Source organism: Corallococcus sp. CA047B (assembly GCF_003612065.1).
Classification (GTDB): Bacteria; Myxococcota; Myxococcia; order Myxococcales; family Myxococcaceae; genus Corallococcus; species Corallococcus praedator.
Map to the genome: position 1 here is coordinate 1 of NZ_RAWD01000038.1, position 15,676 is coordinate 15,676.

At 69.2% G+C, this 15,676-nt stretch carries 12 protein-coding genes; 7 read left to right on the top strand and 5 right to left on the bottom strand.

The window, feature by feature from the left end:
- Positions 1 to 29 precede the first annotated feature (29 nt).
- The 5 genes from D7X74_RS09275 to D7X74_RS09295 are packed head-to-tail and all read left to right on the top strand — an operon-like array spanning position 30 to position 5,971.
- Positions 30 to 2,081: a methyl-accepting chemotaxis protein gene (locus D7X74_RS09275; RefSeq protein ID WP_120532568.1), complete on the top strand. Its 2,052-nt coding sequence runs from the start codon at positions 30 to 32 to the stop codon at positions 2,079 to 2,081.
- Positions 2,082 to 2,111: 30 nt separating this feature from the next.
- Entirely contained in the window at positions 2,112 to 3,641 is a 1,530-nt protein-coding gene (locus tag D7X74_RS09280) for an AarF/ABC1/UbiB kinase family protein (protein WP_120532569.1), read from the top strand.
- Between the two features lie 22 nt (positions 3,642 to 3,663).
- Entirely contained in the window at positions 3,664 to 4,002 is a 339-nt protein-coding gene (locus tag D7X74_RS09285) for an antibiotic biosynthesis monooxygenase (protein WP_120532570.1), read from the top strand.
- Positions 4,003 to 4,013: 11 nt separating this feature from the next.
- Entirely contained in the window at positions 4,014 to 5,078 is a 1,065-nt protein-coding gene (locus D7X74_RS09290; protein ID WP_120532571.1) for a chemotaxis response regulator protein-glutamate methylesterase, read from the top strand.
- Between the two features lie 2 nt (positions 5,079 to 5,080).
- Positions 5,081 to 5,971: a protein-glutamate O-methyltransferase CheR gene (locus D7X74_RS09295; protein WP_120532572.1), complete on the top strand. Its 891-nt coding sequence runs from the start codon at positions 5,081 to 5,083 to the stop codon at positions 5,969 to 5,971.
- Here the strand turns inward: D7X74_RS09295 and D7X74_RS09300 are convergent.
- On the bottom strand, positions 5,961 to 6,881 hold the full coding sequence (locus tag D7X74_RS09300) for a diacylglycerol kinase family protein (RefSeq protein ID WP_120532573.1): 921 nt from the start codon (positions 6,879 to 6,881) through the stop codon (positions 5,961 to 5,963). The genes D7X74_RS09295 and D7X74_RS09300 overlap by 11 nt on opposite strands.
- A gap of 155 nt (positions 6,882 to 7,036) precedes the next feature.
- Between D7X74_RS09300 and D7X74_RS09305 the strand changes: the two genes are divergently transcribed.
- Together D7X74_RS09305 and D7X74_RS09310 are read left to right on the top strand one after the other, a co-directional pair.
- Positions 7,037 to 7,714 (top strand): Fic family protein, encoded by a 678-nt coding sequence (locus D7X74_RS09305; RefSeq protein ID WP_147446517.1) that lies wholly within the window; start codon positions 7,037 to 7,039, stop codon positions 7,712 to 7,714.
- The gene (locus tag D7X74_RS09310; protein ID WP_120532575.1) at positions 7,711 to 8,409 is read left to right on the top strand and encodes a hypothetical protein; all 699 of its coding nucleotides are present in this window, start codon (positions 7,711 to 7,713) and stop codon (positions 8,407 to 8,409) included. The genes D7X74_RS09305 and D7X74_RS09310 overlap by 4 nt, the downstream gene beginning before the upstream one ends.
- A gap of 215 nt (positions 8,410 to 8,624) precedes the next feature.
- Here D7X74_RS09310 and D7X74_RS09315 read toward each other — a convergent pair whose 3' ends face one another.
- The 4 genes from D7X74_RS09315 to D7X74_RS09335 form a co-directional block, all read right to left on the bottom strand.
- Positions 8,625 to 9,062, bottom strand: a complete 438-nt coding sequence (locus tag D7X74_RS09315; RefSeq protein WP_158622200.1) for a tyrosine-type recombinase/integrase — start codon at positions 9,060 to 9,062, stop codon at positions 8,625 to 8,627.
- A gap of 289 nt (positions 9,063 to 9,351) precedes the next feature.
- A complete protein-coding gene (locus tag D7X74_RS42955) occupies positions 9,352 to 10,386 on the bottom strand; it encodes a collagen-like protein (protein ID WP_158622201.1) in 1,035 nt (344 codons plus the stop codon).
- A gap of 1,331 nt (positions 10,387 to 11,717) precedes the next feature.
- Positions 11,718 to 14,090, bottom strand: a complete 2,373-nt coding sequence (locus tag D7X74_RS09330) for an Ig-like domain-containing protein (RefSeq protein ID WP_120532593.1) — start codon at positions 14,088 to 14,090, stop codon at positions 11,718 to 11,720.
- Between the two features lie 215 nt (positions 14,091 to 14,305).
- Positions 14,306 to 15,454 (bottom strand): erythromycin esterase family protein, encoded by a 1,149-nt coding sequence (locus tag D7X74_RS09335; protein ID WP_233602035.1) that lies wholly within the window; start codon positions 15,452 to 15,454, stop codon positions 14,306 to 14,308.
- Positions 15,455 to 15,676: the final 222 nt, after the last annotated feature.

The window sequence follows — 15,676 nt, forward strand, 5'->3', positions numbered from 1 at the left end:
TTAAGAGACAGGTCCCAGGAGGCCCGCTGATGGCCCGCCCCGCCGCGCCCGCCGTGAAGAACACCCTCTTCCAACGCCTGGGGGGCAAGGCCGCCCTCACGGCCGCCGTGCAGAAGCTCTACGCCCGGGTGATGACGGACGCCCTGCTCAAGCCCCTCTTCCGCCGCGCGGACGTCATCGCCCTGCAACGGCAGATGGTCGCGTACCTCACGCAGCACCTGGGAGGGCCCGCCCTCTATCGCGGCCCGTCGATGCGCGAGGTGCACGCGGAGCTGAACCTGCGCCCGCACCACTTCGAGCGCGTCGCCGAACACCTGGCCTCCGTGCTGGATGAACAGGACGTGTCCGGCCCCGTTGCCCGGGAGGTGCTGGCGGCGATGGGGACGCCGGAGGAGGCCCCCGCGCGCAAACCCGCCGGCAAGCGCGCTCCCGTGAAGGGCCGCCGGGCCGCCGTGGAAAAGCCCGCCCCCCGGCGTCGCGCGGCGTCACCCCTGTCAGGCGCGGTGGGCGAAGCCCTGCTCGACGCGGCCCGGGTCAACGTGCTCGTCCTGGATGAGCACCTGGAGGTCGTCTTCGTCAACGCGTCGTCCACGGAGGCCATCGAGCGAATCGACTCGACGGCGTCGCTCCACGATGGCGCGTCGGGGGCGGAAGGGGATGCGTTCCTGTCCCGCTTCGAGCAACAGCTCCGGCGCGAGGAGTCGCGGTTGCACACGCCTTCCGCCCTGCCGCACGAGGCTGTCTTCTCCGTGGGGGACGCCACGCTCAAGGCCCGCGTGGACGGCATCGTCGGCAAGGGCGGGGAGCTGACCGGCTACGTGGTGACGTGGGACGACATCACGGAGAAGCTGCGCGCGGACACGGAGATGGCGCGCCTCAGGGCCATGCTGGAGAACGCGCCCACCTGCGTGATGGTGGCCGACAAGGACCTGAAGATCGTCTACCTGAACCCCGCCTCCCGCCGGCTGTTGCAGCGGGTGGAGAAGCACCTGCCCGTCACCGCGGACCGGGTGCTCGGGGCGACCATCGACATCTTCCACAAGGACGCGACGTACCAGCGGAAGATCCTCTCCAACGACAAGAACCTGCCGGTGCGCGCGAACATCCCCATCGGGCCGGAGATCGCGGACCTGCTGGTGACGGCGGTGTACGACGGCCAGGGCCGCTACCTGGGCCCCATGGTGACGTGGGAGCTCATCACGGAGAAGCTGGCCGTGCAGCAGCGTGAGAAGGAATTGGATACCACCCTGCGCGGCGTCTTCCAGGAGGTGACGCAGCATTCGCAGACGCTCGCGGCGTCCTCGCAGGAACTGTCCAGCGTCAGCCAGCAGATGGTGAGCAACGCGCAGGAGACCGCGGCGCAGGCCACCCAGGTGTCCGCGGGCGCCGAACAGGTGAGCCGCAACGTGCAGAGCGTCGCGTCCGGCATGGAGGAGGTCAACGCGAACATCCGCGAGGTGGCGCGCAACGCGAGCACCGCCGCCAAGGTGGCGTCGTCCGCCGTCCTGCTGGCGGACAAGACGTCCATCATCGTCAGCAAGCTGGGCACCAGCAGCCTGGAGATTGGCAAGGTCATCAAGGTCATCACCTCCATCGCGCAGCAGACCAACCTGCTGGCGCTCAACGCGACCATCGAGGCGGCCCGCGCGGGCGAGGCGGGCCGGGGCTTCGCGGTGGTGGCCAACGAGGTGAAGGAACTGGCGCGCGAGACGGCCCGGGCCACCGAGGACATCGGGCAGAAGATTGGCGCCATCCAGGACGACACCGAGGAGGTGGTCAACGCCATCCTGGAGATTGGCGCCACCATCGGCCGCATCAATGAATTGCAGACGTCCATCGCGTCGTCGGTGGAGGAGCAGACGGCCACGGCGGGCGAAATCCTGCGCAACGTGGGCGAAGCGGCCAAGGGCAGCCAGCAGATCTCCGAGAACATGGCCGCCGTCGCGGAGGCCGCGCGCAGCACCACCGAGGGCGCGGGCAGCACGCAGCGTTCGGCGGTGGAGCTGGCCCACATGGCGCAGTCGCTGCAACGGCTGGTCGTGCAGGTGGACACCACCGACAAGACCCAGCGTTCGAAGTAGCGCACCACTCGGACCCGGGGAACCAGGCGCGTGAGGACCGGACTGAAACGATGGTGGGAGCTGGGACGCGTCGCGCGGGCCTCCACGCGGCTGCGTCGCGGCGATTGGCCCCAGGGCACGGAAGCCGCGCGGCGGGAGCTGGCGGAGCGGCTGCTCGGGCTGCGCGGGCTGCCGCAGAAGGTGGGGCAGGTGCTCACGCTCTCGGAGCTGGGGTCGGAGACGCCCGGCTTCGGATCGCTCGCGGAGGCCCCCTCCCCGCTCGCGCCAGAGGCCGCGCTGGCGGAAGTCTCCCGCCGGCTGGGCCAACCGTGGCGACAGGTGTTCCGGTCGCTCGACGGCGCGGGCATCGCGGCATCGCTGGGTCAGGTGCACCGGGGGGTGTTGCACGACGGGCGCGCGGTGGCGGTGAAGCTGCGGCACCCGGGCATCGCGGACGCGGTGCGCGACGACCTGCGCGCGCTGGGCTGGCTGGCGGCGCCGCTGGGTGGCTGGCGCGGGAAGCTGGACCTGTCCGCCTACCGGCGCGAGCTGGCGCGGATGCTCCAGCAGGAGCTGGACTACCACCACGAGGCCCGCGCGCTTCAGGAGGCGGGCGCGCGCATGGCGGACGTGCCGGGGGTGGTGGTCCCCGTGCCCGTGGACGCGCTCACCCGCGAGGACCTGCTGGTGATGACCTGGGTGGACGGGGAGCCCATCGCGGAGGCCCGGCGCTGGAGCGAGGCGGACCGGCGCGCGCTGTCCACCACGCTGGTGCGCCTGTTCCTCCAGGGCCTCTTCACCTGGGGCGCGCTGCACGCGGATCCGCATCCGGGCAACTACCGAGTCTCCCGGGGGCCGGATGGCACGCCCACGCTGGGGGTGCTCGACTTCGGCTGCGTGAAGCCGCTGCCTCCCGAAATGCCCCTGGGGCTGGGACGGCTCATCGCGCTGCTGCGGCTCCCTGGGGCCGAAGCGGATCCGCGGCGGGTCCTGGCCTCGTGGGTGACGCTGGGCTTCACGCCGGAGTTGCTGGAGCCCATGGCGGACGTGCTGCCCGCCGTCAGCCGCGTGTTGCTGGAGCCCTTCCTCCAGGACGGCCCGTTCCACGTCGCGCGCTGGCACCTGGGCGCGCGGCTCACCGAAGCGCTGGGGCCGCACCGCTGGAACTTCCGGGCCGCGGGGCCCGCGTCACTGCTCTTCGTGCTGCGGGCGTTCCACGGGCTGATGCGCCACCTGGACGTGCTGGAGGCCCCCATCGCGTGGGGACCGCTGCTGGACGAAGCGCGCGCGCCACGGTTGCCACCGCCGCCGCTCCCGCCCGAGGCGCACGTGGAAGGCACCGCGCGATACCTGCGCGTTCGCGTGATGGAAGGGGCCCGCACGCGCGTGGCGCTGACCTTCCGCGCGGACGTGACGGCGCACCTGGAGGACCTGTTGCCGGAGGGCCTGCGGCCAAGGCTGGAGGCGCGGGGCCTGGACCCGGTGGCCATCGCGGCGGCGGCGGTGGCGGCGGGACTGCGGCCGTCGGAATTGTTCCACCTGGACGAGGGCGAGCGTCACGTCCGGGTGTGGCTGGAATGAACCGGAGCGAAGGAGGCGGCGGATGGTGACCATTGGCATGAACTACGAAGTGCGCGAGGGCAAGGCGGAGGCCTTCGAGCGGAAGTTCGCCCTCGTCCTGGAGGCGATGCGCACGCTGCCCACGCATGCGCATACGGAGCTGTTCCGGAGCGTGGGAGCCCCCGGTCGCTACCTCATCGTCTCCGAATGGCACAGCCGCGAGGGCTTCGACGCCTTCATCGCGTCCGAGGCCTTCCACCGGGTGACGGACTGGGGCGCCAGCGCGATCCTCGCGAGCCGGCCCCGGCATGAGGTGTACGGCGGCGACACGGCCCCCAGCGTCCCGACGGGCCGCTGCCCGGTCGCGCACGCGGCCCGGTGAAACGACCGCTCATGAGCGCCATCCGGGTCCTGGTGGTGGACGACGCGGCGGTGGTGCGGCGACAGGTGTCGTTGCTGCTGGGAAGCGACCCCGCCCTGGAGGTCGTCGCCACCGCGGCCAACGGACGCATCGCGCTGGCGAAGGTGGAGCAGTTCCAACCGGACGTGGTGCTGCTGGACCTGGAGATGCCAGAGCTGGACGGACTGGAGACGCTGAAGCTCCTGCGGCAGCGCTCCCCGGAGCTGGCGGTGGTGATGTTCAGCGCGCTCACCGAACGCGCCGGCGTGCTCACACTGGAGGCACTGGCGCTGGGGGCTCGCGACTACGTGACGAAGCCCACGTCCTCCGGCGGGATGAACGTCACCGTGGAGGCGGTGCGCGACGAGCTGGTGCGCAAGCTCAAGGCCATCAACGTGCGCAACACCTGCGTCCCGTCGGGGCCGGCGCTCATGCCCAGGCCGCATCCGCCCCGGCCGCAGGGCCCGGCGCGGGTGGAGATCATCGTCATCGGCGCGTCCACCGGAGGCCCCGGCGCGCTGGTGCGCGTGGTGTCCGCGCTGCCCGCGGACCTGTCGGTGCCGGTGCTCATCGTGCAGCACATGCCGCCCCTGTTCACCCGGCTGCTCGCGGAGCGGCTGGAGGGCGTCAGCAAGCTGCGCGTGCGCGAGGCCGTGTCCGGCGACCTGGTGAGGCCCGGGTCGGTGTGGGTCGCGCCGGGGGACTTCCACCTGGCCCTCTCCTCGGATGCCACCGGCGTGCGGATCCTCACGCACCAGGGGCCGCCGGAGAATGCCTGCCGTCCGGCGGTGGACGTGCTCTTCCGCTCGGCGGTGGAGGTGTATGGCCCGGGTGTGCTCGCGGTGGTGCTCACGGGCATGGGACAGGACGGGCTGCGCGGCTGCCGTCTCGTGGATGAGGCGGGCGGACAGGTGGTGGTCCAGGACCAGGCCACCTGTGTCATCGGAGGGATGCCCGGCGCGGTGGAGCAGGCAGGGCTGGCGGACGGGGTGGTCGCGCTGGACGAAGTGGCCGCGGAGCTGGTGCGGCGCGTGGAAGCGCGCGGACGGAGGCTTTGAACATGCCCCTGCTTCACGACGACTTCGCCTGGCTGCGGCAGCGCGTGCTGCGGCTGTCCGGGCTGGTGCTGGAGCACGACACGCATGCGCTGGTGGAGACGCGGCTCGCCTCGCTCGTGCGCGAGGAGCGCGTGGCGGACATCACCGCCCTGGTGGCCCGGCTGCGCGCCAAGCCGGAGAACACCCCGCTCCATCAGCGCCTGGCCGAAGCCCTGGCCAACCACGAGACGGCCTTCTTCCGGGACGCGTCCGTCTTCGAGGCCCTGCGCACCACGGTGCTCCCCGCCCTGATGGCGCGGCGAGGCCGGACGCGCACGTTGCGCATCTGGTGCGCGGCGTGCGCCTACGGACAGGAGCCCTACAGCGTGGCGATGACGCTGGCGGAGACGGGGCTGCTGATCACCGGCTGGACGGTGCGCATCCTGGCCACCGACTTCTCCACCCGCGCCCTGGTGCGCGCCAGCGAGGCCCGCTACGACGCGCAGGAGATCCACCGGGGCCTGACGCCCCAGCTGCGCCAGCGCTACTTCCGCCAGGAGCGCGACGGGTGGCGGCTGAACGAACGGGTGCGCAAGCCGGTGGAGTTCCGTCCGCTCAACCTGATGGAGGACTTCCACCCGGAGGCCCCGGTGGACCTCATCTTCCTGCGCAACGTGATGATCTACTGGGACGCGCCCACCCGGCGCGCGGTGCTGGCCCGCGTGCGGCGGATGCTGCACGCGGATGGCTACTTGGTGCTGGGCGCCGCGGAGGCCGCCCCCCTGGCGGAGGACGGCTTCTCGCGGAACCTCATCGGACAGACGAGCTGGTATCGCCCCGCGCCCCTGCCCGGCACGACCGCGTCGGTGGAGGACGCGTCGCGCGCGCACCCGCGCCCCGGCGCTACACCTTGAGGCGGATGGCCCCGGGCAGGATGGTCATGGTGCAGGGCAGGCGGCCCGGCGTCTCGCCATCCACGTCGAGGAACACGTCGCCCGTCTCCGACTCGGCGTGGAGGGTGCGGCACTGGAAGCGCCGCGTGCCCTTCCAGGTGACGTGGTCGCCGTTGTAGACGCCCTTGGACTTGAGGACGAAGTCGCTCAGCTTGTAGTTGGACCAGAGCGTGATGTCGAAGAGGCCGTCGTGCGTGAGCGCGTCGGGGGCGACGAACATGCCGCTGCCGAAATAGCGGCCGTTGGCCACGGCCACGGTGGTGACGCTCACCGTCTCCGGCGGCTTGTCATCCAGTGTCAGGCGCACCTGTCGCTCGGTGTACTTCACCAGGCCCTTCACGGTGCCCCACATGAAGCTCATGTGGCCGCCCAGCGCCTTGCTGCCGGCGTTCACCTCGCGCGCCACCACCGCGCTCACGCCGAACGAGGCGATGTTGGCGAAGAAGCGCGTGGCGGGCTGGCCGTCGTTGTCGATGAAGTCCAGCCGGCCCACGTCGAAGGGCTCCGTCTTCTCCGTGCGCAGCCGCTCCAGCGCGGACGTCAGCTCCAGGTCCCACCCGAACGTGCGGCGGAAGTCGCCACCGGTGCCCCGGGGCACCAGGCCCAGCGCCGCCCGCGGGTTGATGACCTTCCCGTCGCGGAAGAAGCCGTTGGTGACCTCGTTGAGGGTGCCGTCGCCACCGACCGCGACGATGCACTCATAGCCGTCGTCGATGGCCTGCCGCGCCAGCCGCGCCGCATCCATGCCGCCGCTGGTGAAGCCGTGCCCGAACTCGCCGAGCACCCGGCCCACCTGCGCGGAGATCTCCACCCATCGCTTCCCCGTCTGCCCGTTGGCGCTGCGCGGGTTGACCACGAGGAACGTCTTCATTCAGTACCTTCTCCCTGCGAGACGCGCTTGTTTACGCGGTTGTGCGCCGGGGCTCCACTCCATGACCCACCGGAGTGCCCCCCGGCCAGGGTGTTTGTCACCCCGGCCGTGCCATGCTGGGCTTTTCCCCTCCCATCTTCCTCCCGGAACCCCGAGTGAAAGCCCCCTCCGCCACCGAGAAGCTCGGCCCGCACCGCGATGCCATGCAAGCCCTGGACTGGGCCCTGCCGGCGCTCCGGGCGGACCTGGACGCGGCGGGAAGGCAGCCCTTCCGGGAGACGGGGGCCCAGGAGGACTTCCTCCACCGGCATGACGCGCCCGCCCACGAGTCCCAGGGGCCGGAGCGGACGGCGCGCTTCGAACAGGCCCTGGCGAGGGTGCGCCAACTGGCGGACGCGGCGGAGGCGCTGACGTTTTCCCGGATGCTGGAGGTCCAGGAAACGCTGTTGGGGGTGCGTACAACCTTTCGCACCGGGGACGCCTTCGCGCACGGGGGTGCGCACCGGTATGCGCAGGTACCGGGCCTGGAGGCGACCTTCGTCGCGAAGGTGGAGGCGGAGGCGCGGGAAGAACGCCATCCAGTGGCGCACGCCACCCGGTTGTACCTGGACCTGTGTTTCTTCCACCCGTTCCCGGACGGGAACGCGAGGGCGGCGCGGCTGTGGCTGGAATACATGCTGCGGCGGGGCGGGCTGCCCACCCCACCGCTGGCGCCCGTCGTGCTGTTTCCCAAGCCTCCGGGAGACGCCGCCCGCTACATGCGCTTCGCGAGGCTGGTCGCCCGGAGCATCGCGGGGCCGGAGGCTCCGTGTCGCAACGAGGTGAAGCCATGAGCAAGACGGCCCAATTCTCCTGGCAGCTCATCCGCGACAGCATGGACGGCTATGAGTCGGAGCGGCTGGCCAAGGTGCTGCGCGCGTACCTGGAGCCCCGGGTTCCACCGGGGACGCGCAAGCTCACGGACGAGCAGCGCAAGGACATGGCGAAGCACATCCAACACCTGCTCAACGAGAACCTGCCGGCCTGGTACACGGAGACGGGAGCGTACCTGGGCAACGAGAGCATGGGGGGCTACTGCTGGTGTCACAGCTTCTTCAACCAGCGCCCCACGCCGAACATGCGCGTCCAGGACAACATCCAGCTCATGCTCAACGCCCTGGAGCAGCGGCGCGACTGGCTGTTCAAGCTGGATGCGGTGTATCAGTCCCTTCGGGAGGGGTTGCCCTCGGAGCCCGGGGACGACGACATCCGGGTGCTGGCCCTGGCGGATGGCATGGTGGAGGTGCTTCAAATCACCATGGACGCCACGGGCTGTGAGGAGTCCTGGTATGTCTTCGCGGACCGGGCGCTGGGGTGGATGTTCGACGCCCTGGCCCTGCGCCCGGGCTATCAGGCGGGCAAGCTGATGAACAAGCTGTTTGCCTTTGAGTCCTGGCACTCACCGCCCGAAGAGGAACTGCGGGAGTCGGCGGAGAAGGTGGCGATGGCGGTCGTGGAGGACGAGGGCCGCCGGGCTCACAGGAAGTGACGTGTCGCAACCTGCTGGAATCAGCAGGGTCCTACAATTGGCATCATGTCAACTCACCGGATAATCCGCCCGCGAAAGTGGGCCTCACGGTTCTGCAGTGGCTTCCGACGGCGCAGCCGAAGTTAACCGGCCAATCCACCCGCTTTTCCCTTCGGGCCCTCGTTGGGTGCTCGTTGCCAGTTAACCGGCCAATCCGCCCGGGCTCCGCCTCCGGGCTACAGGTCGCCGACGTCCTCGCGGATCCGCTTCAGCCGCTTCACCAGTTGCTCCGCGCGGCGGCGGGCTTCGGGCTCTTCCCCTGCTCGCTTCTGGACCCACCGGATGATGGCCCCCAGCGCCTGGTCCGGGTTGAGCTTCGCCGGCTCCGTGCTACGCAAGGCGAGCCGGTAGCGCGTCTCCAGCTTGGTAATTGCGGCGTGGTACTCCTCGCCGACGGTCTCCATCGTGATTTCGGTGTAGCGCAGGGTCACCCGGTAGTCCCGGTGGCCCAGCAGCTTCATCACCCCCATGAGGCTCATCCCGCCGCTCATCAGCGACGTCGCGTACGTGTGCCGCAGCCGGTGGGACGTCATCCCGTTGCGAATCTCCAGCCCATTGGCCGCCGCCTCCAGGGCCACGTTGAAATGGCTCGCCCGGGTTTTGAGCCCACGCAAGCCCGGTCTCATGCCTACAAACCGGGCTTCTTCAACAGCCTGCTAGTACTACTCGGTCACATCCGTGTGAGCCCACGAGGAGGCGCCTGAGCATTGACCGGGCGCAGGCACAGGGGGCAGTGGCCGATGCGGCGAAGGAGCAGGAGTTGGAACTGCCGCCTCATTTGGGGCAGCGTCCACCGCGTCCTGCTCCGGGGGGAAAAGCGCCCGGTGGAGGGCGAGGAAACCATGGGCCACCATGCAGAGCGTGGCGTGGTCGCCGCGTGGATTGCCCCATGAGGGGCATTCATCAGAACTCGTAACCGCTGATGGTCATGCTCGCGCTCGCGCTGTCGCCATAAGCGCCGATCTTCTCTCCCGATGCGAACCGGATTCCCCCCTGGAACGAGGTCGAGCACGGCACGGTCGCATACGTCCCGTTCAACAGCGTGCAGGCGGGGAGGACGGCTCGGGTTTCATACATCTGCGAGTTGTTGACCGTTCCGAACCGCACGGTGGTCGGGACACCGCTGGAGATGAGGACGATGTCGGTGACGATGAAGGTCTTGCCCACGGGCACGGTATAGATTGGCCAGATGTTGTTGTACGAGTTGGTGGCGGAGCCGGAGAAGAACTTGACGGAGTTTCCCCGGCCCGTGGACTCCGTCACCGCGCCCGCAGGCCCCTGCGGACCCTGGGCACCGGTATCCCCCTTGAGACCCTGGGCACCGGTATCCCCCTTGGGTCCTGCCGGGCCCTGGGCACCGGTGTCTCCCTTGGGGCCCTGAAGGCCCTGCGGTCCCGCAGGCCCGGCTACGCCCGCCATGCCAGCGGGTCCCTGGGCACCGGCCGCGCCCGGAGGCCCCGCGGCACCCGCGACGCCCGGCTCACCCTTCGGCCCCATCGGTCCAATTGCCCCAGTTGCACCAGGAAGGCCATCCGCACCTGGTACTCCAGCCTGCCCAGGAGGCCCATGGGGCCCTACGTCGCCCTTTGGCCCCGGTGGCCCGCCCGTACCAATGTTGACACCGAATCGGTCAGATCCGTATGCATCCGGGGATTGTGCTGTCACCGTCAGAATGTAGGTGCCCGGCAGGATCGCAACCGGCGCGGGGAGGTACGCCACAATAGTTGATGAGCTGTGGCTGATGATGATGAGTCCCCGGCCAGCCAGGCCGACTGCCGGTGCCTCGCTGCCGAAGTCCTGGCCGAAGATGGTGATCTGCATCTGGTCGAGATCGACCGATACACTTGTGACAAGGAGCGGAGCCTGGGCGCTGCTTGTTCGGGGAACGGCTGCGATCGCCATGGCCACGCACAGCATCACCAGTCGAATCTTCTGCATTTGAACCTCAGGGTTAAACGTGAACGCGCGTGGGACTTGGGAAGGCCCTCTCCCACCGCCATTCATGCCCACGCAGCAGGAAGCGCTCCTCACCAGGAGAGGGCGCAAGACTCTAGACGTAGTGGCCTGCGCCGCGCTCCTGAGTCACCGCCGCGCCGGGGAAGTCCCTGGGGACTCTCCGCGTCCTTTCCCTTCAGGGCTACCCGATGGGGTGAGTTTGCACTCCCCTCGCGATTGAGCACCGCGCGGGCCGGGCGCCCGGCCCACGACTGCCGAAGGCACTGCCTCTTCCCACCGTGGCGGCCCCCGACGCCGGCCCAAGCTCCCCTGCCCTCCTCCTACCCCTGGGCCTCTTCTGAGACGCCTGCGGGTGGATTGTCCGGTTAACGGTCAACTCACCGGATGATCCGCCCGCGAAAGTGCGCCCTGCGGTTCTCCCGTCCAGCGTGCGAGCAGCGCGAAGAGTCAGCGCGCGGAGGGCGCCGACGGGATGGGCTCGAGCGTCCCCATCACCTGGAGGCGCGTCGCCCTTCCGGCGTTTCGCGCAGGACCATCTGAAGCGCCATTGAGTGCAGGGGCTACCTCCGAAGGCATTAGACTCGTGGCACCCCAAGGTGGGGTTTGGTCCCCTCGCAGAAGGAGTTCCCATGAACGTGCTGAGAAAGCGCCTGCTGATCGTAATCGCTACCTTCGCCCTGGCTCCTGCGGCGGCTATCGCGCTGCCGTCCCAGTGCTCCGACATCTGTATCGACACGACGCACTGCGGCCCAAGCAGCGGCATCGGCCCGGTTGCATCCAGTTTGGGCCATGCGGGCTCTTGCGAGCAGCCAGTCCACGCGTCCTTCGCATCCTCCGCTTCCACGCAGACCTGCACCGAAGAGCAGAGGGAGGTGGAGCAGTCCACGACCGCGGCCGTGAGATGCTCAGGCTTCGTGTCCTGGTGGCTCTGCACCAAGAACGGGTGCTACTGGGATGACACAGCCGCTGTGTGCCTCGACTTCTAACTGACAGGCGGAATGGGATAGATGCTCGCTGTGCCCCGTCCGAGTACTGAGCTGACGAGCGCGGAGACGCGAGCGCTCGTCAGCCTCGACTCTTCGGGAGCGTGATGGTGTACCGCACCGGATTGATGAGACACCAGATTGGTCTGAATCAGGCCGCCTGCCTCGACTGCATCAGCTCTCGTCGGGCCTGACTCGGCGAGAGGAAATCCGCGGTGTCCGCGCGCCCGGACACCGACAGCCGGAAGCATTGCCCAGACGGGCCGTGAGTGCCTCGGGGTCGGCCCAGGCCTGCTCTTCCCTGCCCCTGGGCCCCGTCCGCACACGTCGTCAGAGACTCAGGCCTGACACATACCTTGGCGCAAGGCCCTCCTTGGTCGTCCCATCGCCGAGCTGCCCTTCACGATTCCTTCCCGTTACCCAGACGGTGCCGCCCTGTTTCAAGGCGAGCGTGTGGGTGATGCCAGCGGTGAGGGCTGTGACGCCCGTCAGGCCCGACACCTGCATCGGCGTGAAGCGGTCGGTGGCCGTCCCATCCCCAAGCTGGCCGAAGCCATTGTCTCCCCAGGCCCAGACGGTGCCGTCCTGCTTCAATGCAACCGTGTGGTAGTGGCCAGCGGCGAGGGCCGCGACGCCCGTCAGGCCCGGCACCTGCATCGGCGTGAGGCGGTGCTGGGTGGTGGTCCCGTCGCCGAGCTGGCCTCGGCTGTTGTAGCCCCAGGCCCAGACGGTGCCGTCCTGCTTCAAGGCGAGGATGTGGTAGCCGCCAGAGGCGAGGGCCGTGACGCCTGTCAAGCCTGACACCTGCACCGGCAGGAGGCGGTCGGTGGTGGTCCCGTTGCCGAGCTGGCCGTAATAGTTGCTCCCCCAGGCCCAGACGGTGCCGTCCTGCTTCAAGGCGAGCGTGTGGGCGCCACTCGCGGCGAGGGCCGTGACGCCCGTCAAGCCTGACACCTGCACCGGCAGGAGGCGGTCGGTGGTGGTCCCGTCGCCGAGCTGGCCGTTGGAGTTACTCCCCCAGGCCCAGACGGTGCCGTCCTGCTTCAAGGCGAGCGTGTGGACGTAGCCAGCGTCGAGGGCCACGACGCCCGTCAAACCCTGCACCTGCACGGGCGTGAGGCGGTTGGCGGTGGTCCCGTCGCCGAGCTGGCCATTGACGTTGTACCCCCAGGCCCAGACGGTGCCGTCCTGCTTCAAGCCGAGCGAGTGGAGGCCGCCAGCGGCGAGGGCCGTGACGCCCGCCAGGCCCTGTACCTGCACCGGCGTGAGACGGCGGGTGTCGGTTGTCCCGTCGCCGAGCTGGCCGAAGGAGCTGGTCCCCCAGGCCCAGACGGTGCCGTCCTGCTTCAAGCCGAGGCTGTGAATATCGCCCGTGGCGAGACGAGCCCCGCTGCTCGCGGCGCAGGCGGTACCCCCCTGGAGGGCGAAGGCGAAGCTGGTGGAGAGGCCGAGGGCGTTGGTGACGGTCGCCGTCACCGAGGCCGTCGTGCCCGAGGGGACGCAGGAGGGCGCCGTCCAGAGGACTTCGCTGGAGGAGGCGGTGTTGGTGGCCGTGCCCAGCGTGCCGGTGGAGGTGGCCCAGGTGAAACCAAGGGCACTGCCTTGGACATCCTGTGCCTTCACCCGGAAGGTGATGGTGCCGCCGGACGCCGGCACGCTTGCGCTCGACTGGGAGGTCTCCACCACCTCGGGCGGGAAGCGCCCTGAATTCCCCGGGCCCACGTAGATGCCCAGACTGCCCTGCCCCTGGCCGCCCCGGCCGTCCGAGGCCACCACGGTGAGCGTGCACATGCCACCGGACGGCTGCGCCGAGGGCGTGAAGCTGGCGCTGGCCGAGGTGGCATTCGTCCACGTGCCCGCACACGAGGCCGTCCACTGATAGCCGAGGCTGTCCCCATCGTTGTCGCTGGCGGCGGCCGTCACCGCTGAGGTCTGCCCCACAGCGATGGACGAGGGCAGTGCCGTCACCGTGGCCACCTGGGGCCAGGTGTTGACGGCGATATTCACCGCCGCGCTACCGGCGCCGGTGCTCACCGTCACCGTGACACTGAGGGAGGTGCTGGCGCCCTTGGAGTCCGTCACCGTCAGCGTCAGCACCACTGGGCCCGGCGTCGCCGGGGCCGTCCAGGTGCTGGTGAGGCTGGAGGCCGCGCTGAAGCTGCCCGAGGCCGCCGTCCAGGTGTACGTGAGGGTGTCGCCGACGTTGGGGTCGTCCGCGGTGGCCTGGAGGGCCACCTGGCCGCCCGGGGCCACGGTGCCAGGGCTGCCCACCACCGAGAGGATGCGAGGGGCCGCGTTGTCAAAGGGCGGCGGCGCATTCACCTCCTGCAGCAGGAGGGTGACAGCTGTCGTCTGCCCGGCCTGGACGGTGACGTTGGCCACCTGGCCGGAGTAGCGCACGGTGTTGGAGGCGTCGAAGGCCTGGGCGCTGAAGGTGCGCCCGGTGCCCGCGGGCAGTTGGCCCAGCACCCCACCCCACTGGCCGCCTGTCTTCACCAGCGCGTCCGTGCGCGTCGTCATGCCGGCGCCCGACACGGTGAGCTCCATCCGGGCCACATCGCTGGCACTCAGCGCCTGGGACATCGTCACCACCGCCTGCGCGCTGCCCTCCGCCACGTCCTGCTGCGCGCTACCGCACCCGGCCAATGCCAACACCAGGCCCAGGGCCAGCACCGCCAACCCGCTTCGACTCGCTCTTCGCATGTGCTTCTCCGGAGCGTGGGACTTGAAAGCCCTCTCCCGCTGCGGCTCCGCGCCCACGCGGACGGACGGCCTTCGGGTGGAGAGGGGCGCGGGACTCTACGAGCAGGGGCTACAGCTCAGTTGAGGGAGCCGACGAGGCGCGAATTGATGCAGAAAATCCGCGGGAAGTTCAGGGAGGAGTATCCGCACCTGGGATGCGTCCCCTGCCGTGAACCTCACCAGGGTACCCGGTGCGGGAGGGCTTCTTCCCGGAAGATCAGCAGTCCATCCAGGACCGTTGCCCAGGGGGTCGTCATCCACGAGTAATCCAGGGGACGGGCCACCCTGGCCCCGAGGTCACGTAGCTGGCTTCCATCCAGATACCGGGTGTCCGCGGTGTGATTTGAAAACGCCCAGGCCTCCAGGGAGTCGGCCCGTGCGGGCGCGAGGGTATGGGTGCGATCCGAGGGGCCAAGGGCATAGCGCCCGGAGAGCGCGGAAAAACCAAGCGCGAATGACTGCGAACCGAATTTCTCATGAACGTGGGATCCAAACGACACCATATCTCGATAGTTCGTCCCCAGGCCCTTGAGGTCCTTGGCGGCATGAATGGTGGCAAGCCAGACAATGGCTTTCCTGGGCTTGGGGGACTGGGCCAGGAGCCACTCCAGGTTCATGAACATGGAATGGTCACGCGTGTTGAAATCCGTCAAGTCCCAACCCCCTCTGCCCTGCTCCTGAGTACGGGACATCTGGGAGACCTGGCGGATGAAATTCCGCTCCAGGTTGCGGACCATCTGCAGTTGGCGCTGGGCCCGCGCTGTCGCAGCTGCTCCGGGCCTGGAGAGCACCGACTCCAGCTCCGTCCAACAGCCCAGGATGAACTTCACGTTCTCCACCGTGAGCTGCGAGGCGTCATCGTATTTCCATAACACGTGCCGCTCGGCCTTCTCCGTGCACTCGGCCTGCCTCGGGCCCTCCAGGAAGGACATGAGATCCCGCGTCATCTGGCGGGTTGCGTAAGTGCCTCGGTTGAGCTGTTCATCAATCCCACCGGCGACGAGGGTTCCCGCATTGATCCGCTCGGTCAGGAACGGAATCAGGGGCGCCATCTCCTTGTTGGCCCAGAAGCCGCCAATCGCGGCCGCGAGGACGCCGTCGCTGACGGGTTGGCCCTCCTCCACCCCCGACTGGATGTGGAGGAAGTCGTAGGTGCCTGTCTCAATGAAGAAGGCATCGTATTGGCATTCCTCCACGAGCCTGCGGGTCAATTCCGCCTTGAAGGCGTGGGCACTGCCACTTCCGTGGTGGCTCTCCTCGCCAAGCAGCGCGATCCTCTTGTCGCAAAGGTCGTGGACGAGCCGGTCCGCGTCGGAGACCGCCACGGTCTCCGGCGCGGTGGCGCCCCTGGAGGGCGAAGCACAGCTTGCAAGCAAGGGAAGCAGGAACAGGAGGCATCTCATTCGCGTCCCTTTCATGAGAGGGAGTGAGACGGAGGAGGACAGGGGCATGGGGACCTCGAAAGAAGCCCGCCCTGGAGATTCCGGAGCGTCCCCCTTCAACGTATCGGGCCCCTTTTCTCCTCACCCGGGGTGGTGCGCACGTGA

Bases quoted from the DNA above. Each gene is read 5' to 3' on its own strand.
- D7X74_RS09275 (WP_120532568.1), top strand. From the start codon at position 30: ATGGCCCGCCCCGCCGCGCCCGCCGTGAAGAACACCCTCTTCCAACGC.
- D7X74_RS09285 (WP_120532570.1), top strand. From the start codon at position 3,664: ATGGTGACCATTGGCATGAACTACGAAGTGCGCGAGGGCAAGGCGGAG.
- D7X74_RS09290 (WP_120532571.1), top strand. From the start codon at position 4,014: ATGAGCGCCATCCGGGTCCTGGTGGTGGACGACGCGGCGGTGGTGCGG.
- D7X74_RS09295 (WP_120532572.1), top strand. From the start codon at position 5,081: ATGCCCCTGCTTCACGACGACTTCGCCTGGCTGCGGCAGCGCGTGCTG.
- D7X74_RS09300 (WP_120532573.1), bottom strand. From the start codon at position 6,881: ATGAAGACGTTCCTCGTGGTCAACCCGCGCAGCGCCAACGGGCAGACG.
- D7X74_RS09310 (WP_120532575.1), top strand. From the start codon at position 7,711: ATGAGCAAGACGGCCCAATTCTCCTGGCAGCTCATCCGCGACAGCATG.
- D7X74_RS42955 (WP_158622201.1), bottom strand. From the start codon at position 10,386: ATGCAGAAGATTCGACTGGTGATGCTGTGCGTGGCCATGGCGATCGCA.
- D7X74_RS09330 (WP_120532593.1), bottom strand. From the start codon at position 14,090: ATGCGAAGAGCGAGTCGAAGCGGGTTGGCGGTGCTGGCCCTGGGCCTG.